The following is a 22,075-nucleotide window of genomic DNA, read 5'->3' on the forward strand; positions in this document are numbered from 1 at the left end:
CGCGACGGCCGCGGCCCGTGCGAGGAGCCCGGGCGCCGGGTCAGTCGGCCCGGCGCTCCAGGCGGACCAGTGCGTCCTCCAGGCCGACCACGAGGGCGCCGTCCGCCGTGACCGTGACCGCCCGGACCGGCGGGCCGGGGCGGTAGGTCACGTGGTGGGACCGTTCCACACGGTGGAGTTCGACCGTGCCGTCCGCCCAGGCGACGCCGAGGACCGGGCCGTGCGGGGTCTCGGTGGCGGCCAGCGAGACGACCGGCGAGGAGCGCTCCGCGAGCGGGGCCGGGTCGGGGTCGCGGCCCGGCGTCCAGCGGCGGACCGCACCGTCGGCGCCGCCGCTGCACACGAAGGGGGTCGCCGACTCGACGGCCGCCACGGCCGTGACCCGCCCGCTGTGCAGCGCCGCCTGGTGCAGCCCGGTCAGTCCGAAGGCGTGCACGGAGCCGAGCCGGTCGCCCACCACCACGGAGCCCGCGATGGCCGCGAGCGCCGTGCCGGGGTGCCGGGTCAGGGTGGCCGAGACCGCCTCCGTGAGGCGTTGCAGGTACGGCGCGCGCGGCTCCCGTCCCCGTAGGGTGTGCAGCCGGCCCCGTTCGTCCAGCAGCAGCACGGTCCCGTCCGGCGCCGGAGCAAGCGCTGTCACGCGTCCGGTCACCGGGTGGTCGAGCCGGCCCAGCGGGCGCGCGTCGGCGGCCGCGAGCAGCCGTACGGTGCCGCCGAGGTCGGCGACGAGCAGCGTGCCGTCCTGCGCGGCGAGCGCGGCGACCGGGCCGGGCCACGGCGGGGCGACGTCGCCCACGACGCGGGACCACCGCATCCGCCAGGCGGCCTGTGCGGACAGTTCCTCCAGGGCGGGCCGCAGCCGCGGGTCTGCGCCGTCGCCGAGGACGGCGAGGAGCCCGAGGGCCCGGTCCGCCGGGTTCCGGGCCGCGCACAGCGCCTGACCGGCGCGCAGCCAGGCCGCGCGCAGACCGCCGTGGGCGTCGTCCGGGTCCCGTACGTAGCCGGTGGTGACCGTGACCGGGTCGGCGGCGCACACGGCGGCGGGGTCCGAGAGCTCCACGGCGGGCCGCGCCGGCGGCTCCGGCTCCGCGGTGGACTCGTCGGCGTCCACCTCCGCGAAGCGGCCCTCCGCGAGGAGCTCGTACTCCGGCGTCCCGGGCCGCGCCTCGACGACCAGCCGCACCCGCCCGAGCCGCGCGAGGTCGGCGAGCAGCGCCGCGACGGCCTCGGGCTCGGCGGCCGCGTGCAGCGCGGGAAGCAACAGCACCGTGCGCGCGGCACGGCCGTTGTCGCTGGTGGCGAGGGCGCGGACGAGGTCGGCGGGGGACGTGGCGACGACGCCCAGGTGGTCGGCGACGGCCCATGCCGTGCCGAGCGCGGTGCGTCCGGTCAGCGGGACGAGCGCGCGGGCGCTGCGGTGACGGCCGGCGGCCCGGGGGCCGTGCGCGGCGAACCAGCCGAGCAGCCCGGGGGCGTCGGTGACGAGGCAGAGGCGGGGGGCCTCGGGGTCGGTGAGCCAGCCGAGCAGGGCCGAGGCCCCGGGGCGCTCCGCGCGGACGGACGGCATGGACACCTCTCGGTCGGCGCGGCTGGGACGGAAAGCGGGCTGACGCTGTCGACCTTAGTCGTCAGTCCTGCGCTCCGGTGAAGTGCTCCCGTACGAGTGACGAAACCACCGCGAGGTCCTGGGCGACAAGGGCGTCGAGGAGGGCGGTGTGCTCGGCCGCGTCGGCGACGAGTTCGCCGTGCCGGGTGGCCGGGGCGCTGACGAGGGGCCACTGGGAGCGCCGGTGGAGGTCGTCGGCGACGACCAGGAGCTGTGCGTTGCCGGCGAGGGAGAGGACGGCGCGGTGGAAGGCGCGGTCGGCCTCGGCGTAGTGGGCGCGGTCGCCGCGCGCGGCGGCGGTGGCGGTGGCCTCGGCGAGCGGCCGCAGCTCGGCCCAGCGGACGGCGGGCACCGTGCGGGCGAGCCGGAGCATGACGGGCACCTCGATGAGCGCGCGCACCTCTGCGAGCTCGGCCAGCTCGCGGGGGGTGCGTTCGGTGACGCGGAAGCCGCGGTTCGGCACGACCTCGACGGCGCCCTCGGTGGCGAGCTGCTGCATGGCCTCGCGGACCGGGGTGGCGGACACGCCGAAGCGTTCGCCGAGGGCGGGGGCGGAGTAGACCTCGCCGGGGACGAGTTCGCCGCCGACGAGGGCGGTGCGCAGGGCTTGGAGGATCTGTCCGCGCACGGAGTGCCGCCGCACGGTCCGGGGCGCGAGCCCGGGTACGGGTTCCTCGCCGTGGACGTGTTCACCGCGGGCCTCGTGCCCGCGGGCCTGCTCGGGGACGCGCGCGGGGTCGCGGTGGGCCCAGGAGGCCGCGCCGGAGGACGCGCCCCGCCGGGAGGCCGGGTCGTGGGAGGCCGGGTCGTGGGACGCCGGGTCGTGGGAAGCGGGGTGGCGGGAGGCCGCGTCGCCGCCCGGCGAGCCGGGCGAGGCCGGGTGACGCGAAGCCGGATCACGGGGAGCCGGATCACGGAGCGCCGGGTCGCGGGAACCCGCGCCGAGGCCCGCCTCGTCGGCCTCCGCCGGCGCGGCGGACGGTCCTGTCGTCCGCCCGCGCGTGCTGCCCTGGTCCACCCGGGTCCTCCTGCGCCTTCGTGCCGGGCCCGGCTCGCGGCGCCGGGGTCCCCCGTGCACGATAGGCGGACGGCGTCGCAGTTCAAACATCGAACGCATCGGGTAAGGTAAGGCTAACCTGCCAACGATCGCGATTCGGTGGTCCCGCATGGCCCTGCCCACCCTGCTGCCGTCCCTGCCCGCCTCGCCCGTCGCGGCCGCCTACGCCCGGCTCGCCGAGGTCTTCCCCGGTCTGCACATCGACGAACGCGGCCGGGACGCGCGGCTGCCGGACGGTGCGGACTGGATCGGCACGGAACGGATGGCGGCCGGCGGCGAGGAACTGGACACCTTCCTGGCCTGGGACGAGGAGCAGGTGCGACAGGACTACGAGGCGGTCGCCCGGCCCGACGTGGTGGCGAGCTTCGGCCTGCACCGGTACGCGTGGCCCGTCTGCCTCCTGGTGACGCTCCCCTGGTTCCTGCACCGCCGGGTACCCCGGCTGCCTGCCCGGAACGTGGCCTTCCACCGGCCGCTGGGCCGGCTCGCAGTCCGGGTGGAGGAGTTCGCCTGCCTGCCGGGCGACCCGGCCGCCGCCCTGCCGGGCGCACGGGTGGTCGCGGACGAGGAGGCGCTGCGGGCGGAGGTGCGGGACGCGCTGGCGGAGCACTTCGAGGAGCTGCTCGCCGGGTTCGGACCCCGGATGCGGCGCGGCCGCCGGGCCCTGTGGGGCATGGTGACGGACGAGATCGTCGAGGGCCTCTGGTACGTCGCGGCGCTGCTCGGCGAGGAGGGCCGGGCGCTCGCCGAGCTCGAACGCCTGATGCCCGGCACGGCGAAGCCGTACGTGGGGAAGGCCGGCTTCCGCGAGCTCACGGGCTCGGCCGAGGTGTGCGGAACGACCCGCTCCACCCGCGACCGGGCGACCTGCTGCCTCTTCTACACCCTGCGGCCCGAGGACACCTGTCTCACCTGCCCGCGCACCCCCGACGCGGAGCGGGTCCACCGCCTCGCCGCGACCGCCTGACCGGCTCCCGCCGATACGCCACCCGCCCGGGTGGTGTGAATCGAACGTAACTCCCTTTCCTAGGGCGCCAGTTCGAGTAGATCGCCCCTCTTCGCCTGCCGTACGCCCCCGATGGCGTGCTCTTGCCCCGAAACCCCCTGCCCACCCCGCGCGGTCGGCCAATATGGGCGGCCGTATCGCCCTACTGCGAGGCACTACTGCGAGGCAAGGGACACCGCAATGAGACTGACCGACATATCGCTGGACTGGCTGCTTCCGGGCGGCGTGATGGTGGCGGGGGTCCTGACGGCGGTGGCGGTGCTCGCGCGCGGGAAGCGCGCCGGTGACCAGGCCGCGGCCGAGGACTCCTGGGAGCGCAGCGAGGAGCGCCGCCGACGCAAGGAGGCCGTCTACGGCACCGCCTCCTACGTCCTGCTCTTCTGCTGCGCCGCGGTCGCGGCGGCACTGTCCTTCCACGGGCTGGTCGGGTTCGGCCGGCAGAACCTCAACCTCACCGGGGGCTGGGAGTACCTGGTGCCCTTCGGCCTCGACGGGGCCGCGATGTTCTGTTCGGTGCTCGCCGTCCGCGAGGCCAGCCACGGCGACGCGGCCCTCGGCTCGCGCCTCCTCGTGTGGACGTTCGCGGGCGCGGCGGCCTGGTTCAACTGGGTGCACGCCCCCCGCGGCCTGGGCCACGCGGGCGCCCCGCAGTTCTTCGCGGGCATGTCGCTGTCGGCGGCGGTGCTGTTCGACCGGGCCCTGAAGCAGACCAGGCGGGCCGCGCTGCGCGAGCAGGGCCTGATCCCGAGGCCGCTGCCGCAGATCCGCATGGTCCGCTGGCTGCGGGCGCCCCGGGAGACCTTCGGCGCGTGGTCGCTGATGCTCCTGGAAGGCGTACGGACCCTGGACGAGGCCGTCGACGAGGTACGCGAGGACCGGCGGGAGAAGGAGCAGAACCGGATCCGCCGGCGGGAGCAGGCCAAGCTGGACCGTGCACGGCTGAAGGCGCTCAACCGGCAGCACCGGGCCTTCGGGCGGAGCGGCCGGCAGGTCGAGGTGGCGGCGCTGGGTGCCGCCCCGGGTGCGGGCTCCGCGACGGGGCCGGTGCAGGCCGCCGTCGCGGAGCCCGCCATAGCGGACCCCGGACAGCTGCCGCTTCGATCCCGGCCCTCCCTGCAGGCCGTGAGGGGAACTGACACCCGCACGGGCGAGCCCCGGACGGTGGACCTCACCGCCGAGGACGACACCCAGACGCTGCCCCGGCTGGACTCCCTGGAGCGCAAGCTCGCGGACCTGGAGCAGCAGTTCGGCTGAGCGTGCCCCTTTCTCACGGTCCGGCGGGGCCGCCCGAGGAGATCCTCAGGCGGCCCCGCCGTTCAGTTCGAACCAGACCACCTTGCCCACGCCGTGGTTCTCGACGCCCCAGGAGTCGGCGAGGGCCTGCACCAGGACGAGCCCACGGCCGTGCGTACCGTCGTCGGCGTGCGGTACGCGTCGGCCCAGCCCGGACATGAAGTCCCGCACTTCGACACGCAGTTGTTCGGGGGCGACGCTGGCGGTCACGACCGCGCCGTGGTCGGTGTGGACGAGGGCGTTGGTGACGAGTTCGCTGGTGAGCAGTTCCGCGACGTCGGTGGCGCCCGGCCCGCCCCAGGCCCCCAGCATCGCGCGTAAGGCGTGCCGTACCTCGGGTACCGCGGTGAGATCCGCGCATCCCACCTTTCTGTGCAGTTGAGTCGGCTGTGTCGCCTCCCCGGCCATATCCCCCACCCCGTCGTCGATCGAACAGGCTCACGGGGATGCATGCCCAAGCTCCGTGCCCGCATTCATCGGCGCGTACGGACCGTCAGGGCCGCGGCACGTTCCGCAGGTTCGACCGGGCCATCTGGAGCATCCGCCCCACTCCCCCGTCGAGCACGATCTTGCTCGCCGAGAGCGCGAACCCGGTGACCATCTCGGCACTGATCTTCGGCGGAATCGACAGCGCGTTGGGGTCGGTGACGATGTCCACGAGCGCCGGGCCCTTGTGCTTGAAGGCGTCCTTCAGGGCGCCCGCGAGCTGCCGGGGCTTCTCCACGCGGACTCCGTAGGCGCCGGCGGCGCGCGCGACGGCGGCGAAGTCGGGGTTCTTGTTCGTGGTTCCGTACGAGGGAAGTCCTGCCACCAGCATCTCCAACTCCACCATGCCGAGGGAGGAGTTGTCGAAGAGCACGACCTTCACCGGCAGGTCGTACTGGACCAGCGTGAGGAAGTCGCCCATCAGCATGGAGAACCCGCCGTCACCGGACATCGACACGACCTGCCGTCCGCGGTCGACGAACTGCGCGCCGATGGCCTGGGGCAGCGCGTTGGCCATGGAGCCGTGGCTGAAGGACCCGATGATCCTGCGCCGCCCGTTGGGGGTGAGATAGCGGGCGGCCCAGACGTTGCACATGCCCGTGTCGACGGTGAACACCGCGTCGTCGTCGGCGAGTTCGTCGAGCACGGCGGCCACGTACTCGGGATGGATCGGGACGTGCTTCTCGACCTTGCGGGTGTACGCCTTGACCACGCCCTCCAGGGCGTCGGCGTGCTTCTTCAGCATCTTGTCGAGGAAGCGCCGGTCGGTCTTGGCGCGGACGCGGGGAACGACGCAGCGCAGGGTCTCGCGGACGTCGCCCCAGACCGCGAGGTCGAGCTTGGACCGCCTGCCGAGCCGTTCGGGCCGTACGTCGATCTGCACGATCTTCACGTCGTCCGGCAGGAAGGCGTTGTAGGGGAAGTCGGTGCCGAGCAGGATCAGCAGGTCGCACTCGTGGGTGGCCTCGTAGGCGGCGCCGTAGCCGAGGAGTCCGCTCATCCCGACGTCGTACGGATTGTCGTACTGGATCCACTCCTTGCCGCGCAGCGCGTGTCCGACGGGCGACTTCACCCGTTCGGCGAACTGCATGACCTCGGCGTGCGCGCCGGCGGTGCCGCTGCCGCAGAACAGCGTCACCCGTTCGGCCTCGTCGATCATCCGGACCAGGGCGTCGATCTCCCCGTCGCCCGGCCGGACGGTGGGCCGTGCGGTGACGAGCGCGGTCTCGGCCGGCTTGTCGGGGGCCGGCTGGGAGGCGATGTCGCCGGGCAGGGAGACCACGCTGACGCCGCCCTGCCCCACCGCGTGCTGGATCGCGGTCTGCAGCAGCCGGGGCATCTGCCGGGGGTTGGAGATCAGCTCGCTGTAGTGGCTGCACTCCCGGAACAGCTGGTCCGGGTGGGTCTCCTGGAAGTAGCCGAGGCCGATCTCGCTGGAGGGGATCTGGGAGGCGAGGGCCAGCACCGGGGCCATGGAGCGGTGGGCGTCGTACAGACCGTTGATGAGGTGCAGATTGCCCGGGCCGCAGGAGCCCGCGCAGGCCGCGAGCTTCCCGGTGACCTGCGCCTCGGCGCCGGCGGCGAAGGCGGCCGTCTCCTCGTGCCGGACCTGGATCCAGTCGATGGCGGAGTCACGGCGGATCGCGTCGACGACGGGATTCAGGCTGTCGCCGACCACTCCGTAGAGGCGCTGGACGCCCGCGCGGACGAGGATGTCGACGAACTGTTCTGCGACGTTCTGTTTGCCCATGGGTCCATCAACCCACGGGCGGGGAGGTTACGCCTCCCAGACCGCCACCCCCGTACGGTCGTCGGCGTAACCGGTGACGCGCAGTTGGGTGTCGGCGAGGAAGGCGGCGAGGCCGGGCGGTTCGGCTGCCCCCGCCCAGCGGGCGGCGAGCTCTCGGGCGAGCGCCGGTTCGCCGCGCAGGGGGGCGGCGAGACCGGGCGAGGCGAGCAGCAGGGTGTCGCCTGCGCGGGCGACGGAGGCGCGGAAGCGGAAGGGTTCGGCGGGCGGCGGCAGCGGGTCCTCGACGAACGGCCGGCCGGGGGCGTCGGTGACGCCGAGCCTCATGGTGTGCCGGTCACCGTCCTCACCGGCCTCGGGCACGTCGGGAACCCCGGGGGCGTCCGGCGTCTGCTTCGCGGCCTGCGGTCCGGGACCCGGGGACGGGGAGCCGAAGCCGACGACGGGCGCGCCGACGGTCGCCGAGGGTTCGGGCAGGAGTGGCTCGATGTCCTGCCAGGAGCCGTCGCGGAGCCGGAACAGGCCGCCGGGCCCGATGCCGAAGAAGACCCGGGTGCGGCACTCGGGGTCGGCGGAGAGCAGCAGGCAGCGCAGCCCGGCCGTGTACTCCTCGGGGTCGAGGCCACGTTCGACGGCGCGGGCGCGGAGTCTGCCGTAGGTGCGGTCGGTGAGCCGGTGGAGGCCGGACTTGAGGGCGCCGCGGCGGCCGGAGCGGATGTCCTCGGAGAGCCGGGTGTGGCTGCGGCCGACGGCCTCGCCGATCCAGCGGCAGACATCGGCGGCGGCGAGGTGGGTGTGCTCGGTGGCCCGCCGGCCGGCGGCCACGGCGACGAGGACGAGGGCGGTCTCGTCCTGGCCGAAGCGGGCGGTGAGCAGGGCGTCGCGGCGGGGTTCGCCGCGGAAGCGTGCAGAGTCGCCGCGGACGGAGGCGGCGCGCAGGGTGTAGGCGCCGTAGCGGGCTCCGTCGAGGACGGTGTCGGCGACGAGTGCGTCGAGCTCGCCCGGGTGGGCGGCGGGCAGGTGGGTGGGCTCGGCCTCGTAGGTGGGGGGCCGGGTGCCGACGTGCCCGCTGTGGGGCCGGGGCGCGGGGACCTGCACGGTGGGCGCCTCGACGGACGGGCTCTCGGCGGACGCGCTCCCGGCGGTCGGGGCGGCCGGCTCGGGCGGCTCGACCTCGACGGTCGGCTCGGGCGGCACGGGCGGCACGGGCGGCTCGACCTCGACGGTCGGCACGGGCGGCACGGGCGGCGCGGCCTCGACCGTCGGCTCGGGTCGCACGGGCGACGCGGGGCGCGGGGGCGGCGGAGGTGCCTCGGCGGGCCGGGCGGGTGCTTCGGCCGCGCCGGCCGGTGCGGCCGTGGTGGTCCGGGCGGCGGAGTCGTAGCGCTCGTCGAGGCTGTCGCCGGTCGGGGCGGGCCCGGTGTCGGGCGCCGCCTCGTCGTAGAGCTCGTCCCACCAGCTGGTGTCCCCCTGCTGCGTCATGCCCATATTGTCCACCGCACAGGCCGTCAGAAAACGGGACATCCACAAATGTGTCGCGGTGAATCGGTGACGCGGGGGGTGGTCCGCCGGACGACCCCACCCCCCACGGGAAGGACGCCCGGCGGACCGGCGTGATCAGCGCACGTCGTAAGCGCGGACCACGGTCTGGGTGACGGAGTTGCCGTTGGCGTCCGTCAGTTCGGTCTTCAGGGTGACCTGCTTGCCGGTGGCGCCCGCGTGGTTCACGGTCGCGGTCCAGGCGTCGCCCTGGTGGGAGACCTGCGCTTCGGTCCAGGTCGTGCCGCCGTCGTAGGAGTACGAGAGCCTGGCCGAGGTGAGTGCCGCGGGGGTGTAGCCCGCGTGGCCCGTCACGCCGAGGCCGATCTGTTGGCCGTCGGTCGCTGCGAGGGTCTTGAGTCCGTCCTCCGGAAGGTCGTACCGGGGGAAGAGAATCGGGATGCCTTGAGAATAGACGTTCTCGTCAAGCTTGGAGGTGAATTTCCATGCCGAGTTGACCGAAACCGAGCGGGCCCACACCTTGCTGCCGATCTTCATGGTGTTCTGCTCCAGGGTGTACGTGCCCGGCTCGGCCGGCACCTCGAACACTCCGAACGGCCAGCCCGTCGAACCGATCTCCTCCCCGTCCCTGGTCAGCCGCAGGTTGCCGATGTCACCGAAGGAACCGGGCTCCGCGTGGTGCGTGCTGTCGCCCCACATGGCGTCGGCGAATCCGATGAGGTTGCCCTGCCGCTCGGAGACGAGCACGGGCCGGCCGGCGGGGTCGCGCGGGGCGGTCGGGGCGATGACGCCGTCGTACCAGTTCTCTGTGCGGTGCTCCCCGGGGGCGTAGGCGTGCCGTTCACCGACCATCAGCTCACCGAACGGGAAGCTGCTGCCGACGAGCGACTGCCAGGCGATGTCGCCGGTGGTGTGGTAGGCGGTGCGGGTGCCGGGCGCGGGGACGGTCTCCAGGGAGCCGAAGCTGACGACGGTGCCGTCGGGCCGGTAGGCCGCGGGGAACTCGACGAAGTCCGTCTCGACGCCGGAGGAGCCGTAGCGGGAGTCCGTGCGGCCCAGGTCGCGGTCCTCGACTCGGTAGGTCCGGTCGTCGTGGATCGCGCGGTTCTCCGGGAAGGCCAGGTTGTAGACGTACGGGCTCTTCGCGGTGGCCTTCCAGGTGAGCGCGACCTCGCCGGCGGCCAGCCTGCCGAGCAGCTGGGTGGCTTCCGCGGTGGGCACCGAGAGGACCGGCAGGCCGATTCCGGTGAAGCCGCCGCTCGGGTACCAGCGGCCTTCGGCCTGGTGGTACGCGAGCACCGCGACGGCGCCCGCCGCCTTGGCGTTGCGGGCGAGGGTGCCCGCCGCGGTGCTGTCGTCGGGCAGGCGGACCAGGGCGATCCGGCCCTTGACCTGGGCGGCGGCGAGCTCGGCGGGGGTGCCGGTGCCCGCGTCGACGAGCCGGGCGGAGCCGGTGCCGTCGAGGTTGTCGGAGGCGAGGGACCCGGTCAGCGGGTGCAGGCGCAGCCCGTCGGCCGTCCTGAGCTCGCTGATCTGCGGGGCGGCGGCCCGCCAGTAGCTGCCGAACCCGAAGGTGCCGTCCTCGGCGCGGCCTTCGACGGAGGCGTAGTAGCCGCGGATGGTGCGCGGGCCGGTGGCGGTGCCGGCGTGCAGCCAGGTGTCGTCCCAGGCGCGGCTGAACGCGAGTGTGGCGCCGCGGAGTTCGGAGGGCTGCTGGGTGCGGACCTGGAGGCGGTGGGCCCGGCGGGCGTCGAGGACGACCGTGGTGTCCTTCTTCAGCTCCAGCTGCGGGCGGGCCAGGTAGCTGACCGAGTCGTTGAGCGTGGCGCCCTCCCCCGCGTCGGGGGTGGTGACGAAGGAGGAGAGGAAGTAGCTGCCGGCGCGCAGTCGGTAGACCTGGTCGGCGGAGCCTTCGTTGAAGCGGCGCTCGCCGCGGGCGTCGTCGGTCCCGATGACGTCGAGCGAGGAGGCGCCGGCGGCGGCCTGGCCCTGACGGTCGATCAGCTTGACGCGCAGGGTGAGGGTTTCGGGCTCGACGTAGAGGGCGAACGGGGTGGAGACGTGGATGCGGCCCTTGCCGGCGGTGCCGGTGGCCACCACGCGTCCGGTGACGTCGCCGTACTGGGCGCGCTCCAGGCGGGCGGTGGGGTCGATCGTGAGCGGGACCTCGACGGTGCCGCCGGCCGGGACGGTCACGGTGCGCCGGGCGAGGCGGGCGACGGGGGAACGCACGGCGGAGCCGTCGTTGCCGGTGACCTTCTCGACGGCGAGGTCGAGGGTGACGGGCGACTTGCCGGTGTTGGTGTAGGGGACGGCGACGGTGCTGCGGTCGCTGCTGTCCTGCGGCCAGTCGAAGGTGCCGCCCTGGACGGCGGGGGCGCCGAGGACCGTCTGGTCGATCGCGGCCTTGACGTCGAGGCGGCCGCCGCCGACCTCGCGGGCGTCACCGGGGACGCCGCTGTCGGCGGAGGAGACGAGCGCGGCCTTGATCTGCTGGGCGGTCCAGTCGGGGTGGCGCTGCTTGACGACGGCGGCGGCGCCCGCGACGTGCGGGGTGGCCATCGAGGTGCCGGACATCGACTGGTAGGCGTAGACGCCGCGGCCGCCGGCCGCGGCCGCGGAGATGCCGACGCCGGGGGCGGCGATCTCCGGCTTGAGGGTGTGGGTGGCGTTGGCCGCGGGCCCGCGGCTGGAGAAGGAGGCGGTGGAGTCGTCGCGGTCGGTGGCACCGACGGTGAGGACGCTCGGCGCGCAGCCGGGCGAGGAGACCGTGTTGGTGGCGGGGCCCGAGTTGCCGGCGGCGACGACGAACAACGTTCCCTTGTTCTGGGAGAGTTGTTCGGCGGCGACGCTCATCGGGTCCGTGCAGTCGGTCTCGGAGGGGTTGCCGAGGCTCATGGAGACGACGTCGGCGCCCTGGGCGACGGCCCACTCCATGCCGGCGATGATCCACGAAGTGGCTCCGGATCCGGAGTCGTTGAGGACCTTGCCGTTGAGGAGGGCCGCGCCGGGGGCGACGCCCTTCTTCCTGCCGCCGCTCGCGGCGCCGCTGCCGCCGACGGTGGAGATGGTGTGGGTGCCGTGACCCTGGTGGTCGTCGGCGCTGTCGGAGTCGGTGAAGTTCTCCGCGGCGACGATCCGGCCCTTGAGGTCGGGGTGTTCGGCGTCGGCGCCGGTGTCGAGGACGGCGACCTTGGTGCCGGTGCCGTCGAAGCCGGCGGCCCAGGCCTCGGGGGCGTGCACCTGGGCGGTCGAGCGCTCCAGGGTGGCGTGCACCTTGCGGTCGAGCCACAGCTTCTTCAGGCCGCCGGCGGCAGACCGGGCTGCGGCGGGGCCGGTGACGTCGGCCCAGAAGGCCGCGGCCTGCTTCTTGTCTGCCTTGAGCGCGACCGCGTCGACGGTCTTCAGGACCTGGCCGCGGGTGGCGCCGCGCGGGGCGGCCGGCACCGCGCGGGCGGTGGCCAGATCCGTGCCGTAGACGGCGATGAGCGGCAGGGTGGCCGAGCCGGCGTCGTCGTAGCCCTGGCGGATGAGTCCGGTGACGTTGAAGAGCTCCTCGTCGACCCGGCCGGCGGCCAGCGCGGCGGTGGCGCCCTCGGGGTAGACGTAGAGGTCCTGGCCGGACCGGCGGGTCTGCAGGAACGGCACGGTGCCGTCCTCGCGGGGCAGCGCGGCGGCGGCCGCGGCCCCTGCGGCGTCGCGGGTCACCACGACCCGGTCGCCGGTCACGAGGGTGACCGTGGCGGTCCTCCCCCGGCCTTCGGCCGGGGGGACCCCCATCTCGCTTCGCTCGCCGGCGCGGGCGGCTGCCTCGCTGCCCACCAGCGGTCGCTTGCCGGTCGCCGGGGCGTCCTGCGGCGCTGCTGCCGCGGACGCCGCGACCGCGGTGACCGCCAGGACGGCGGCGGTCGCCGCCCCCAGGGCCGTACGCGAAATCGGGCGCATCGCTCTCCCCATCTGATTCCGGGCATGACGGCACAAGGTGCCTATGTCCGGAGGCTGTTGATGCTGCGGTGGCGCCACATTGGCAGAGGTGAGGGTGGTGCAGGCAGGATGGGCGCGGCGGGAATGCGCCGTGGCCGATTCCCGCCACGGCACCAACGGAACGAATGCGTCCGGTGGGCGTCCGGGAAATGTCCCGGGTCGTCCGGGGACGTCCGCGCGAGGGGTGGGGTCAGCGATGCTGGGAGCGATAGGTCTCGACGAACGGGCGGAGTCCGCCTACCGCGCGCTGGTCGCGATGGGCGCGGCCGAGGTCTCCGACCTGGCCCATCGGCTCGCCCTCCCCCAGGACGACACCGAACGGGCCCTGCGCCGCCTGGAGTCCCAGGGCCTGGCCGCCCAGTCCTCGGCCCGCACCGGCCGCTGGGTCGCGGCCCCGCCCGGGGTGGCGCTCGGTGCCCTGCTCACCCAGCAGCGGCACGAGCTGGAGCAGGCCGAGATGGCGGCGGCGCTGCTCGCGCAGGAGTACCGCGCCGAGGCGACCGAGCCGGCCGTGCACGACCTGGTCGAGGTGGTGACCGGCGCCAGCGCCGTCACCCACCGCTTCCTGCAGCTCCAGCTCGGCGCGACGGAGGAGGTCTGCGCGCTGGTGACGGGCAAGCCGATCGCCGTGTCCGGCCTGGAGAACACCGCGGAGGCGCTGGCCGTCGAGCGCGGCGTCCACTACCGCGTGGTGATCGAGCGCGAGGTGTTCGGCCTGCCCTCGGGCCTGGTCGAGCTGTCGGCGGCGCTCGGCCGCCACGAGCAGATCCGGGTGGTGGACCGGGTGCCCACCAAGCTCGTGGTCGCCGACCGCACCCTCGCGATGGTCCCGCTCACCGGCCGCGGCGCCGAGCCGGCCGCGCTCGTGGTGCACGCCAGCGGCCTGCTCGAATCGCTCATGGGCCTCTTCGAGTCGGTCTGGCGCGACGCCCTGCCGCTGCGGCTCGGCGCGGGCGCGCAGGTGACGGAGGAGGAGACCGCGGGCCCCGACCCCACGGACCTGGAGATCCTCAGCCTGCTGCTGGCCGGCATGACGGACGCGAGCGTGGCCAAGCAGCTGGACCTGGGCCTGCGGACGGTGCAGCGACGGGTGAAGGGCCTGATGGAGCTGACCGGTGTGACGACCCGGCTGCAGCTGGGCTGGCACGCGTACGAGAAGGGGTGGGTGGCCCGCCGCTGAGGCGCCCGGGGCCGTATGGCAGGGTGAGCGCCCGGTTTTCCTCCGTATCCTCCGAAGCACCTCAGGAGCACCGCCCATGAACGGAAGGCGCCGCCGCGCCCTGCTGACCACCGTCACCCCGATGCTGGAGCCCGGGGAGCGGGTGGAGGTCACCTCCCTCGTCAACCTGAGCTCGGTGTCGGTGCGCCGGACCGCCGCCTTCGGCATCGCGTCGGCGATCGCCAGCGCCGGGTCGGTCACGGTGGTCCCCGTACCGACGCCGATGTACCTGGCGATGACGGACCGCCGGATCTTCATCTTCCGGGCGGACCCGATGTTCGCGAAGCCGGTCGAGCACACGATGACGATCCAGCGGGAGGGCCTGTTCCGCTCGGAGATCAAGGAGCGGATCCTGAACTCCTCCTTCGTGCTCTCGTCGCCGTACAGCGAGACCTCCCTGAAGATCATCTTCCCGCTGGTCGACCGCAAGGCGCGCAATCTGGTCGCCGCGGCCCTGCCGATCGCCCACTGACCGCTCCGTCCCCCGTCCGTCCGCCTTGACCTGCGAGAACACCGGCCGTCCTGCACCCTTGGCAGATGGGTGTGTGGCAGCTCCTGCTGATCGCGATGGTGATGCTGCTCGGCCTGTTCGGGGTCCTGACGCCCGGCGTGCCGGGAACGTGGCTGGTGTGGGCGGCGATGCTGTGGTGGTCGCTGCACGAGCAGACCGGCCTCGCGTGGATCCTCCTCGTCTCCTCCACCGGCCTGCTGCTCCTCACCCAGGTGGTCGTGTGGCAGCTGCCGCCCCGCCGCTTCCGGGGCGTCGGCATCACCCGGCGGATGGTGGCGTACGCGGGGTTCGGCTCCCTCCTGGGCTTCTTCCTGATCCCGGTGCTCGGCGCGATCCCGGGTTTCGTCGGCGGCATCTACCTCTCCGAACGCCTCCGCCTGGGCGGTCACGGCCAGGCCAGGGCGGCCACCCGCACGGTGATGCGCGCGGCGGGGACGAGCGTCCTGGTGGAGCTGTTCGCGTGCCTGCTGATCGTGGGGGCGTGGGCGGGGGCGGTGATCTGGGGCTGAGCCTCGCCCCCGTGTCCGGAGCGGAGTCTCCCGGGACCGGTGAAGGCCGCCGGACCGGGCGGCGCGCGGATCCCCCGCGGGGCGGGGCGGATCCCCTGATAGCTCCAGGATCCCCTCGGGGGCGCCCCCGAGGGGATCCTGGAGCTATGAGGGATTTCGACGGTTTCAGCGAGGCCGAGCAGGCGTATCTGCGGACGCAGCGGCTCGGACGGATGGCCACGGTCGACCCCACCGGGCAGCCGCAGGCCAACCCGGTGGGCTTCTTCCCGCAGGACGACGGCACCGTCCTGGTCGGCGGCCGGGCCATGGGCGGGACGAAGAAGTGGCGCAACCTCCGCACCAACCCGAAGGTGGCCCTGGTCGTCGACGACCTGGCGAGCGTCCGCCCCTGGCAGGTGCGCGGCGTGGAGATCCGCGGAGAGGCGGAGCTCCTCGTGGGCCCGCACATCCTGGGCCCGTACTTCAGCGAGGAGGTGATCCGCATCCACCCGCGCCGGATCCACAGCTGGGGGCTGGACGAGGTCTAGGCGGGGCCTCGCCGGGCCCGGTCGGTGCCTTGTCGCGCCCCGGCGGGGCGTTGTCGGGCCGTCCTGCCGATCGGGCCGGGCTCGCGGTCGTCCGATCCGGTCAGGTCACCGGTCCGGTACGGGATCAGGCCGACGGTCCCCGTACGGGACCAGGCCGACCGTCCCCATACGGGACCAGGCCGACCGTGCCCATACGGGACCAGGCCGACCGTCCCCATACGGGACCAGGCCGACGGTCCCCAAGCGGGTCGACCGGCTCGTCGGCCGGTGAGCGGGTCGACCGGCTCGTGGCCGGTGAGCGGCGGGACGTCCCCGAGGGTGTCCGCGGATCACGCCGGGCGCGCGGCCCGGTCGGCGGGACGTTCCCCGGGGATGCGCAGGTAGCGGGCGGCGTACGAGCGCCAGGGCCGCCATTCCGGGTGGTCCGGGAGGCCCTCCGGCGCGACGTCCGGGTCCCCGAGGGCGCGCGTGCGGATGACGGCGGCGGCCCGCGGGGTGATCCCCGGGACGGCGGCGAGGGCGGCGGCGGAGGCGTCGCGGTCGGCGCCCGGGTCGAGCCGCAGGTTCCCGTCGGCGAGCGCCGCGGCCAGCGGGCCGGCGACCGGGTGGCCGGTGAGCGCGCCGGGCTCGGGGAAGACATGGCGGAGCGTGCCGCAGGGGGTCTGCAGGGGCGTGCCGTACCGCTCGACCAGCCGCGCGGCCTCCTCCGGCCCGACGACCGTCCGCAGGGCGAACTCCTCCGGCTCGGCCGTACCGGGTGAGCGGACGCCGGGCCGCCCCGCGACCTCGGCGGCGAGGGCCGGGTCGGCGCCGAGGCGCTCGGCGACGGCGTACGGGTCGGCGTCCAGGTCGAGCAGCCGCCGCAGCCGCTGGACGGCGGTGGTGAGGTCACGGAGCTCGGTGAGATGGATTCGGGCCTCCAGCCAGCGGCCCGGGGACCGCTCGTCGACGGACACGATCCCGATGCCGTACGGCAGCCGGAGCGTGCGCCGGTACGTGCGGGCGCCGGGTGCGCCGACGACCTCCTCGATGCCCGGGACCGCCTCGGCGGCCAACAGGTCGAAGACCTCCCCGGCGGCGTACGGACCCCGGTGCGCGAGCCGCAGCGGGACCCCGGCGGCGAGCGCGGTGCGCGGGCCCGCCCCGGTGCCGGACTCGGTGCGCAGCTCGGTGGGGGTGCGGGCGTAGACGGCGCGCATGGTGTCGTTGAACTGCCGGACGCTGGCGAAACCGGAGGCGAAGGCGATCTCGGTGACGGGCAGGCCGGTGGTCTGCAGCAGCAGCCGCGCGGTGTGCGCGCGCTGGGCGCGGGCGAGCGCGACGGGGCCCGCCCCGAGCTCGGCGGTGAGCTGCCGCTGCACCTGCCGGGCGCTGTATCCGAGGCGTACGGCGAGCCCGGGCACGCCCTCGCGGTCCACGACCCCGTCGCCGATCATGCGCATGGCCCGCGCGACGACGTCGGCCCGCACGTTCCACTCGGCCGAGCCCGGCACGGCGTCGGGCCGGCACCGCCGGCAGGCCCGGAAGCCGTGCCCCTGCGCCGCCGCGGCGCTGGGGAAGAAGCTGACGTTGCGCCGCTTGGGGGTGACGGCCGGGCAGCTGGGCCGGCAGTAGATGCCGGTGGTGGCGACCGCGAAGAAGAACACGCCGTCGAACCGCGCGTCCCTGCTGCTGACCGCCTCGTACCGGGTGTCCTCGTCCGCGCTCGCGCCCACTGCCGCGGTCGCCGTCGCCGTGTCCGTCATGCCTCCAGTCTGCGGGAGGGCAGGGAGCCCGGCTGGCGGATTTCGGACACGGAGACGGGTGCGGGCCCTGGGGCGTGCGGCGGGTGGCGGGCGGCCCGAGGCCCGCCCGCCACCGCCACCGCCACTCGGCGCCCACCACCCGGCGCCCGTCACCCGTCACCCGTCCGCTCGCGGCCGCGAGTGGACGGCAGGCTCAGCGCAGGCGGCCCCGCTTGATGTCCATCGCCGCACGGCCCTCCGCGCCCTTGCGCTTCCAGTCCTTGAGGATCTCGGCGCGGACGCGGGCGTCGGTCTTGGCCACCAGGCGCTGGTTCTCCCGCAGGAGCTTGTGGTAGCTCTCCAGACGCCGCTCGGGAAGGGAGCCGTCGGCGATGGCGGCGGTGACCGCACAGCCGGGCTCCGACGCATGACCGCAGTCCTGGAAGCGGCACTGCGCCGCCAGGTCCTCGATCTCCGCGAAGACCTGACCGACCCCGGCCTCGGCGTCCCAGAGGCCGACGCCCCGCAGGCCCGGGGTGTCGATGAGCACGCCGCCGCCGGGGAGGACGAGCAGGTTGCGGGTGGTCGTGGTGTGCCGGCCCTTGCCGTCCACGTCACGCGCCGCCCGGACGTCCATGACGTCGTCGCCGAGCAGGGTGTTGGCGAGGGTCGACTTGCCGGCGCCGGAGACGCCGAGCAGCACGCTCGTCCCGCCCGCCGCGACCGCGTGGAGCACGTCGAGCCCCTCGCCGGTGTGGGAGCTGACGGGCAGCACCTGGACGCCGGGGGCGACCGTCTCGACGTCCTCGACCAGGTACGACAGACCGACGGGGTCGGGCACCAGATCGGCCTTGCTGAGGACGACGAGCGGCTGCGCGCCGGACTCCCAGGCGAGCGCCAGGAAGCGCTCGATCCGGCCCAGGTCGAGCTCGACGGCCAGCGAGACGGTGATGATCGCGTGGTCGACGTTGGCGGCGAGGATCTGCCCCTCGGACCGCTTGGACGAGGTGGAACGGGCGAAGGCCGTACGGCGCGGCAGGCATGCCCGTACGTAGCGCGGATCGCCGACGCCCTCGGGGTCGACGGCGGCCCAGTCACCGGTGCAGACGACCCGCAGCGGGTCGTGCGGGGTGACGAACGCGGTGTCGGCGCGCACGAGACCCTCGGGGGTCACGAGGTCGCACTGCCCGCGGTCGACCCGGACGACCCGCCCGGGCAGCAGACCCTGAGCGGCGTACGGGGCGAACTCGGCCTCCCAGGCCTCGTCCCAGCCGTAGGCGCGCAGGGCGGAGGAGAAGGTGGAGGAGGAGAAAGAAGAGGAAAGCGAGGAAGACAAGGGGAGCCCTTCACAGGGTGGCCCCGGCGCTGCGCGCGGGCAGCTGGAAGAAGAGGTCAGCCGGTGGCCACGGAGGTGGAGTGGACGATCATCTGGATGCGGGCACGGCCCTTCGTGACGACAGCCATCGGTCACACCTCCTGGTCTCGACGGTCTTCCGGACCGCGGCCTTCTGGACCGCGGTCTTCGTGAGCGCTCACCGTAGCGCGGCCCCCACGGGGAGCGCCACGCATTTGTTCTCCCTCCCGCTCCCCTCCCTTCAGCGGCGGATCAGACGGTGTGTCAGCTCCATCAACCGGGCTCGGGCGTCGGTGTCGTACGCCTGCTCATGGGCCCGGCTGTCGGTGAACCGGTCGAAGTAGCGCCCCGTGGTGCCGGCGAGTTCGGGGTCGAGGAGCAGGCGAACGGTCGGCCGGACACCCTCCTCCGTGCCGACGGCGGGCGCCAGCCCGTACGCGCGGACGCCGGGCGTGTCCATGAGATGTGCGGGGTGCAGGGTGTTCACCGTCACCCCGGTGCCGCGCAGTTCGGCTGCGAGTTCGAAGGTGGCGATGATCAGGGCCAGCTTGCTGCGGCAGTAGGCGCGCAGGCCCTCGTAGGCGCGCTCCAGCATGACGTCGTCGAAGTCGACGGCTTCCTGGCCGATGGACGCGACGTTGACGACGCGGGCGGGAGCCGACGCCGTGAGCAGCGGCAGCAGGCCCCGGGTGAGGGCGTAGGGCGCCAAGTGGTTCACGGCGAAACGGAGTTCGTGCCCCTGGGCGCTCAGCTCGCGCACCAGCGGCCGGGCGCCGCCTCCGGCCACGGCGTTGTTGATCAGACCGTCGAGACGCGGCTCCGCCGCGCGGACGCGCTCGGCGAGGGTGTGCACCTGGTCGAGGTCGGCCAGGTCGGCGACGTACGTGCGGACGGTGGCGCCCGGGGCGGCGACGGCCCGCGCCTCGGCGGCCACGCCGTCCAGCCGGGCGCGGTCCCGGCCGTGCAGCAGGAGCGTGCCGCCGCGGGCGGCCAGGTCGAGGGCGAGGGCGCGGCCCATGCCGGAGGTGGCGCCGGTGACGAGAGTGGTGCGCTGGTTCATGGCACAGACGTTGTCAGGGTGCGGCACGGAGTGGGGAGTGGGTGATGGACCTGGTGTCGGCACCACCACCCTGGAGACGCGAGAGGGGGCGGAGGTGCGGGGTGCACGGTGTCCGATCCGTTCAAGACGCGCCGGGCGAGGCGCTCCTACCGTGCGGGGCATGAACGAGAACCGATCCACCCCCCGTCTCGACGTCATCGGCCTGGTCACCTCCGACATGGCCGCCTCCCTCGCCTTCTACCGCCTGCTCGGCCTGGACGTCCCGCCGGGCGCCGAGTCCGCCCCGCACGTGGAGGTGACCCTGCCCGGCGGCCTGCGGGTGCTGTGGGACACCGAGGAGGTCGTACGGTCCTACGACCCCGGCCGGACCCGCCCGGCCGGTGGCGGCGACCGGGTCGCGCTCGCCTTCCGCTGCGCGGACCCGCACGAGGTCGACACGGTCTACGAAGCCCTCACCGCTGCCGGCCACCGCGGCCACCTCAAGCCCTGGAACGCCGTCTGGGGCCAGCGCTACGCGGTCGTGCTCGACCCGGACGGGGCTGCGGTGTCGCTGTACGCGGACGGGACGGGGGAGGCATAGCGAGCCTGCCTGATCGGCACGGAACCCCTACGGGACCGCCGCGAGGTAGGCCGTCAAGGTGGTACCGGTGAGCGCGCGCATCTCGCGGGCCAGGTGGGCCTGGTCCGCGCAGCCCGCGCGGAGGGCCGCCTCGGCGTACGGCATCCCGGCCGCGGCGAGGTCCAGCGCCCGGCGCAGCCGCAGGATCCGGGCCAGGGTCTTCGGCCCGTACCCGAACGCGACGAGCGAGCGCCGGTGCAGTTGCCGGGCGCCGAGCCCGACCGTGTCCGCCGCGACCCCGACGCTCGCACCCGCGCGGAGCCGGGCGACCACCGCGCGCAGCAGCGGGTCGGGGGCGGGCGCGTCGGACGCGCGGCGCAGCACCAGTGTCTCCAGGGCGGTCCCCCGGTCGGGCGCGCCGGTCACGCCGTCGGCGAGGCGGCGGGCCGTGCGGGCGCCCCAGAGGTCGCCGAGGTCGACCCGCAGGTCGCGCAGGGCGCTCGCCTCGACGCCGAGCACGGTGGGTGCGTCGCCGGGCGCGAAGCGCACCCCGGCGTACCGGGCGGCGGGGCCCTCGGGGACGTACGCCCGGGTGTCGGGACCGGCCACGAGCAGCCGCCCGTCGGCCCAGATCAGATCCATGCACCCGTCGGGCAGGACCGGCCGGAAGCCCTGGCCGGTCGGGCTGTTGCTCCAGACGACCGCTCCGTCGAGCCGGGCGGGACGTTCCTCGTACACCCCCTCAGGGTAGGCCGGACCACCGGCACCGGCCCCGCGCCGGAGCGGCTCCCGGTCCGGGACGAGCAGTCAGTCCTTCTCCCACCCGGAGTGCAGACGCGACTTCACGTCGTCCGGCGGCAGGAACTTCGACCAGCGTTCCGGGAACTCCGACGGCATGTCGGGGTCGTCCTCGTCCACGTCGTCCGCCTCGGCACGCAGGCGGGCGACCAGGTCGGCGGCCTGGGCGGCGCGGGCGCGTTCGGTGGCCTCGCGGGCGGCGGCGGTGGCGACGGAGGGCCAGACGCGGTCGATGGCGGCGTTGACCGCGGCTCCGACGAGGACGGCGAAGGCGGAGATGCCGATCCAGAGGAGGACGGCGATGGGCGCGGCCAGGGAGCCGTAGATGGTGGGCCCCTCGACCTGGCTGGTCAGGTAGATGCGGAGCAGGAAGCTGCCGAGGACCCACATCGCGAGGGCGACGAGGGCGCCGGGGATGTCCTCGATCCACGGGGAGCGGACGGGGACGGAGACGTGGTAGAGCGTCGTCAGGAAGGCGATGGACAGGAGGATGACCGTCGGCCAGTACAGGACCGAGACGACTTCCGTGCCCCAGGGGACGATCTCGACGATCCGGTCGGGGCCGACGACCGCGAGCGGCAGCACCACGGCGCCGATGAGCAGGGCGACGATGTAGAGCAGGAAGGCGAGGAGCCGGGTCTTCACGATGCCGCGGTGCCCGTCGAGGCCGTACATGACGGTGATCGTGTCGATGAAGACGTTGACGGCGCGCGAGCCGGACCACAGGGCGATGGCGAAGCCGAGGGAGATGAGGTCGGGGCGTTTGCCCTGGGTGACGTCCTCCAGGAGGGGGCGGGCGATCTCCCGGACGCCGCGGTCGGAGAGGACGGTCCCGGCGGCGTGGAGGATGTTCTCCTCGATGCTGGCGACGGTGTCGGTGTTGGTCCACTCGTCCGCGTAGCCCAGGAGGGCGATCAGGCCGAGCAGCAGCGGCGGCAGTGACAGCAGGGTGAAGAACGCGGCCTCGGCGGCCAGACCGAGGATGCGGTACTCGATGCACGAGTTGACCGTGTCCTTGAGGAGCAGCCAGACCATCTTCCGCTTGGAGACGTTGCGGTAGAGGACGCGGGCGCGGTGGAGCCTGCTCCAGGGCCGCCGCTCGGGCCGTTCGGGTGTTTCGTTTGCTGCCTGCACC

18 protein-coding genes are annotated in these 22,075 nt (G+C 74.3%); 7 read left to right on the top strand and 11 right to left on the bottom strand.

All coding sequences use genetic code 11. The features are described from left to right. Nucleotides 1-40: 40 nt before the first annotated feature. Together ACIRQF_RS28460 and ACIRQF_RS28465 are read right to left on the bottom strand one after the other, a co-directional pair. Nucleotides 41-1,567, bottom strand: a complete 1,527-nt coding sequence (locus tag ACIRQF_RS28460; protein WP_404096157.1) for a WD40 repeat domain-containing protein — start codon at nucleotides 1,565-1,567, stop codon at nucleotides 41-43. A 61-nt stretch (nucleotides 1,568-1,628) separates the two neighbouring features. Further along, nucleotides 1,629-2,624 (bottom strand): GntR family transcriptional regulator, encoded by a 996-nt coding sequence (locus ACIRQF_RS28465; protein ID WP_404096160.1) that lies wholly within the window; start codon nucleotides 2,622-2,624, stop codon nucleotides 1,629-1,631. Between the two features lie 148 nt (nucleotides 2,625-2,772). On the opposite strand from ACIRQF_RS28465, the gene ACIRQF_RS28470 reads away from it, so the two are divergent. Then, complete coding sequence (locus ACIRQF_RS28470; protein WP_404096163.1) at nucleotides 2,773-3,630, top strand: (2Fe-2S)-binding protein; 858 nt, start codon at nucleotides 2,773-2,775, stop codon at nucleotides 3,628-3,630. Nucleotides 3,631-3,849: 219 nt separating this feature from the next. Beyond that, complete coding sequence (locus ACIRQF_RS28475; RefSeq protein ID WP_382481328.1) at nucleotides 3,850-4,923, top strand: DUF2637 domain-containing protein; 1,074 nt, start codon at nucleotides 3,850-3,852, stop codon at nucleotides 4,921-4,923. A gap of 45 nt (nucleotides 4,924-4,968) precedes the next feature. Here ACIRQF_RS28475 and ACIRQF_RS28480 read toward each other — a convergent pair whose 3' ends face one another. From ACIRQF_RS28480 to ACIRQF_RS28495, 4 genes are all read right to left on the bottom strand, one after another. Beyond that, complete coding sequence (locus ACIRQF_RS28480; RefSeq protein WP_376629124.1) at nucleotides 4,969-5,370, bottom strand: ATP-binding protein; 402 nt, start codon at nucleotides 5,368-5,370, stop codon at nucleotides 4,969-4,971. An 85-nt stretch (nucleotides 5,371-5,455) separates the two neighbouring features. Beyond that, complete coding sequence (locus tag ACIRQF_RS28485; protein WP_376629122.1) at nucleotides 5,456-7,198, bottom strand: pyruvate dehydrogenase; 1,743 nt, start codon at nucleotides 7,196-7,198, stop codon at nucleotides 5,456-5,458. 27 nt (nucleotides 7,199-7,225) lie between these two features. Then, nucleotides 7,226-8,677 (bottom strand): protein phosphatase 2C domain-containing protein, encoded by a 1,452-nt coding sequence (locus ACIRQF_RS28490; protein WP_404096167.1) that lies wholly within the window; start codon nucleotides 8,675-8,677, stop codon nucleotides 7,226-7,228. A 135-nt stretch (nucleotides 8,678-8,812) separates the two neighbouring features. Further along, complete coding sequence (locus ACIRQF_RS28495; RefSeq protein WP_404096169.1) at nucleotides 8,813-12,640, bottom strand: S8 family peptidase; 3,828 nt, start codon at nucleotides 12,638-12,640, stop codon at nucleotides 8,813-8,815. A 235-nt stretch (nucleotides 12,641-12,875) separates the two neighbouring features. Between ACIRQF_RS28495 and ACIRQF_RS28500 the strand changes: the two genes are divergently transcribed. The 4 genes from ACIRQF_RS28500 to ACIRQF_RS28515 all read left to right on the top strand — a co-directional run bounded on the left by ACIRQF_RS28500 (nucleotide 12,876) and on the right by ACIRQF_RS28515 (nucleotide 15,445). Further along, the gene (locus ACIRQF_RS28500; protein WP_376629117.1) at nucleotides 12,876-13,859 is read left to right on the top strand and encodes a helix-turn-helix domain-containing protein; all 984 of its coding nucleotides are present in this window, start codon (nucleotides 12,876-12,878) and stop codon (nucleotides 13,857-13,859) included. Between the two features lie 76 nt (nucleotides 13,860-13,935). After that, nucleotides 13,936-14,370: a hypothetical protein gene (locus tag ACIRQF_RS28505; protein ID WP_382481341.1), complete on the top strand. Its 435-nt coding sequence runs from the start codon at nucleotides 13,936-13,938 to the stop codon at nucleotides 14,368-14,370. 65 nt (nucleotides 14,371-14,435) lie between these two features. Further along, nucleotides 14,436-14,918, top strand: a complete 483-nt coding sequence (locus tag ACIRQF_RS28510; RefSeq protein WP_404096173.1) for a DUF456 domain-containing protein — start codon at nucleotides 14,436-14,438, stop codon at nucleotides 14,916-14,918. A gap of 146 nt (nucleotides 14,919-15,064) precedes the next feature. Continuing rightward, nucleotides 15,065-15,445 carry a PPOX class F420-dependent oxidoreductase gene (locus tag ACIRQF_RS28515; RefSeq protein WP_376629111.1) on the top strand — a complete coding sequence of 127 codons (381 nt, stop codon included), beginning with the start codon at nucleotides 15,065-15,067 and terminating at the stop codon, nucleotides 15,443-15,445. A 329-nt stretch (nucleotides 15,446-15,774) separates the two neighbouring features. Here ACIRQF_RS28515 and ACIRQF_RS28520 read toward each other — a convergent pair whose 3' ends face one another. The 3 genes from ACIRQF_RS28520 to ACIRQF_RS28530 all read right to left on the bottom strand — a co-directional run bounded on the left by ACIRQF_RS28520 (nucleotide 15,775) and on the right by ACIRQF_RS28530 (nucleotide 19,583). Continuing rightward, entirely contained in the window at nucleotides 15,775-17,190 is a 1,416-nt protein-coding gene (locus ACIRQF_RS28520; RefSeq protein WP_404096176.1) for an AlkA N-terminal domain-containing protein, read from the bottom strand. A gap of 193 nt (nucleotides 17,191-17,383) precedes the next feature. After that, nucleotides 17,384-18,505, bottom strand: a complete 1,122-nt coding sequence (gene rsgA / locus ACIRQF_RS28525) for a ribosome small subunit-dependent GTPase A (RefSeq protein ID WP_376629108.1) — start codon at nucleotides 18,503-18,505, stop codon at nucleotides 17,384-17,386. A 259-nt stretch (nucleotides 18,506-18,764) separates the two neighbouring features. Further along, nucleotides 18,765-19,583, bottom strand: a complete 819-nt coding sequence (locus ACIRQF_RS28530) for an SDR family NAD(P)-dependent oxidoreductase (RefSeq protein WP_404096179.1) — start codon at nucleotides 19,581-19,583, stop codon at nucleotides 18,765-18,767. 160 nt (nucleotides 19,584-19,743) lie between these two features. Here ACIRQF_RS28530 and ACIRQF_RS28535 point away from each other — a divergent pair, with 160 nt between their 5' ends. Beyond that, entirely contained in the window at nucleotides 19,744-20,163 is a 420-nt protein-coding gene (locus ACIRQF_RS28535; protein WP_404096182.1) for a VOC family protein, read from the top strand. Between the two features lie 27 nt (nucleotides 20,164-20,190). On the opposite strand, the gene ACIRQF_RS28540 is transcribed toward ACIRQF_RS28535, so the two are convergent. Further along, the gene (locus ACIRQF_RS28540; RefSeq protein ID WP_404096184.1) at nucleotides 20,191-20,880 is read right to left on the bottom strand and encodes a helix-turn-helix domain-containing protein; all 690 of its coding nucleotides are present in this window, start codon (nucleotides 20,878-20,880) and stop codon (nucleotides 20,191-20,193) included. A 69-nt stretch (nucleotides 20,881-20,949) separates the two neighbouring features. Further along, nucleotides 20,950-22,074 (bottom strand): YihY/virulence factor BrkB family protein, encoded by a 1,125-nt coding sequence (locus ACIRQF_RS28545; RefSeq protein ID WP_376629100.1) that lies wholly within the window; start codon nucleotides 22,072-22,074, stop codon nucleotides 20,950-20,952. Between the last annotated feature and the right edge of the window lies 1 nt (nucleotide 22,075).

This window comes from Streptomyces sp. NPDC101191 (assembly GCF_044767915.1).
Taxonomy (GTDB): domain Bacteria; phylum Actinomycetota; class Actinomycetes; order Streptomycetales; family Streptomycetaceae; genus Streptomyces.

What these genes read in the sequence shown, in the direction of transcription:
- ACIRQF_RS28460 (WP_404096157.1), bottom strand. Translation starts at nt 1,567, where the DNA reads ATGCCGTCCGTCCGCGCGGAGCGCCCCGGGGCCTCGGCCCTGCTCGGC.
- ACIRQF_RS28470 (WP_404096163.1), top strand. Translation starts at nt 2,773, where the DNA reads ATGGCCCTGCCCACCCTGCTGCCGTCCCTGCCCGCCTCGCCCGTCGCG.
- ACIRQF_RS28475 (WP_382481328.1), top strand. Translation starts at nt 3,850, where the DNA reads ATGAGACTGACCGACATATCGCTGGACTGGCTGCTTCCGGGCGGCGTG.
- ACIRQF_RS28480 (WP_376629124.1), bottom strand. Translation starts at nt 5,370, where the DNA reads ATGGCCGGGGAGGCGACACAGCCGACTCAACTGCACAGAAAGGTGGGA.
- ACIRQF_RS28485 (WP_376629122.1), bottom strand. Translation starts at nt 7,198, where the DNA reads ATGGGCAAACAGAACGTCGCAGAACAGTTCGTCGACATCCTCGTCCGC.
- ACIRQF_RS28490 (WP_404096167.1), bottom strand. Translation starts at nt 8,677, where the DNA reads ATGACGCAGCAGGGGGACACCAGCTGGTGGGACGAGCTCTACGACGAG.
- ACIRQF_RS28495 (WP_404096169.1), bottom strand. Translation starts at nt 12,640, where the DNA reads ATGCGCCCGATTTCGCGTACGGCCCTGGGGGCGGCGACCGCCGCCGTC.
- ACIRQF_RS28500 (WP_376629117.1), top strand. Translation starts at nt 12,876, where the DNA reads ATGCTGGGAGCGATAGGTCTCGACGAACGGGCGGAGTCCGCCTACCGC.
- ACIRQF_RS28505 (WP_382481341.1), top strand. Translation starts at nt 13,936, where the DNA reads ATGAACGGAAGGCGCCGCCGCGCCCTGCTGACCACCGTCACCCCGATG.
- ACIRQF_RS28510 (WP_404096173.1), top strand. Translation starts at nt 14,436, where the DNA reads ATGGGTGTGTGGCAGCTCCTGCTGATCGCGATGGTGATGCTGCTCGGC.
- ACIRQF_RS28515 (WP_376629111.1), top strand. Translation starts at nt 15,065, where the DNA reads ATGAGGGATTTCGACGGTTTCAGCGAGGCCGAGCAGGCGTATCTGCGG.
- ACIRQF_RS28520 (WP_404096176.1), bottom strand. Translation starts at nt 17,190, where the DNA reads ATGACGGACACGGCGACGGCGACCGCGGCAGTGGGCGCGAGCGCGGAC.
- ACIRQF_RS28530 (WP_404096179.1), bottom strand. Translation starts at nt 19,583, where the DNA reads ATGAACCAGCGCACCACTCTCGTCACCGGCGCCACCTCCGGCATGGGC.
- ACIRQF_RS28535 (WP_404096182.1), top strand. Translation starts at nt 19,744, where the DNA reads ATGAACGAGAACCGATCCACCCCCCGTCTCGACGTCATCGGCCTGGTC.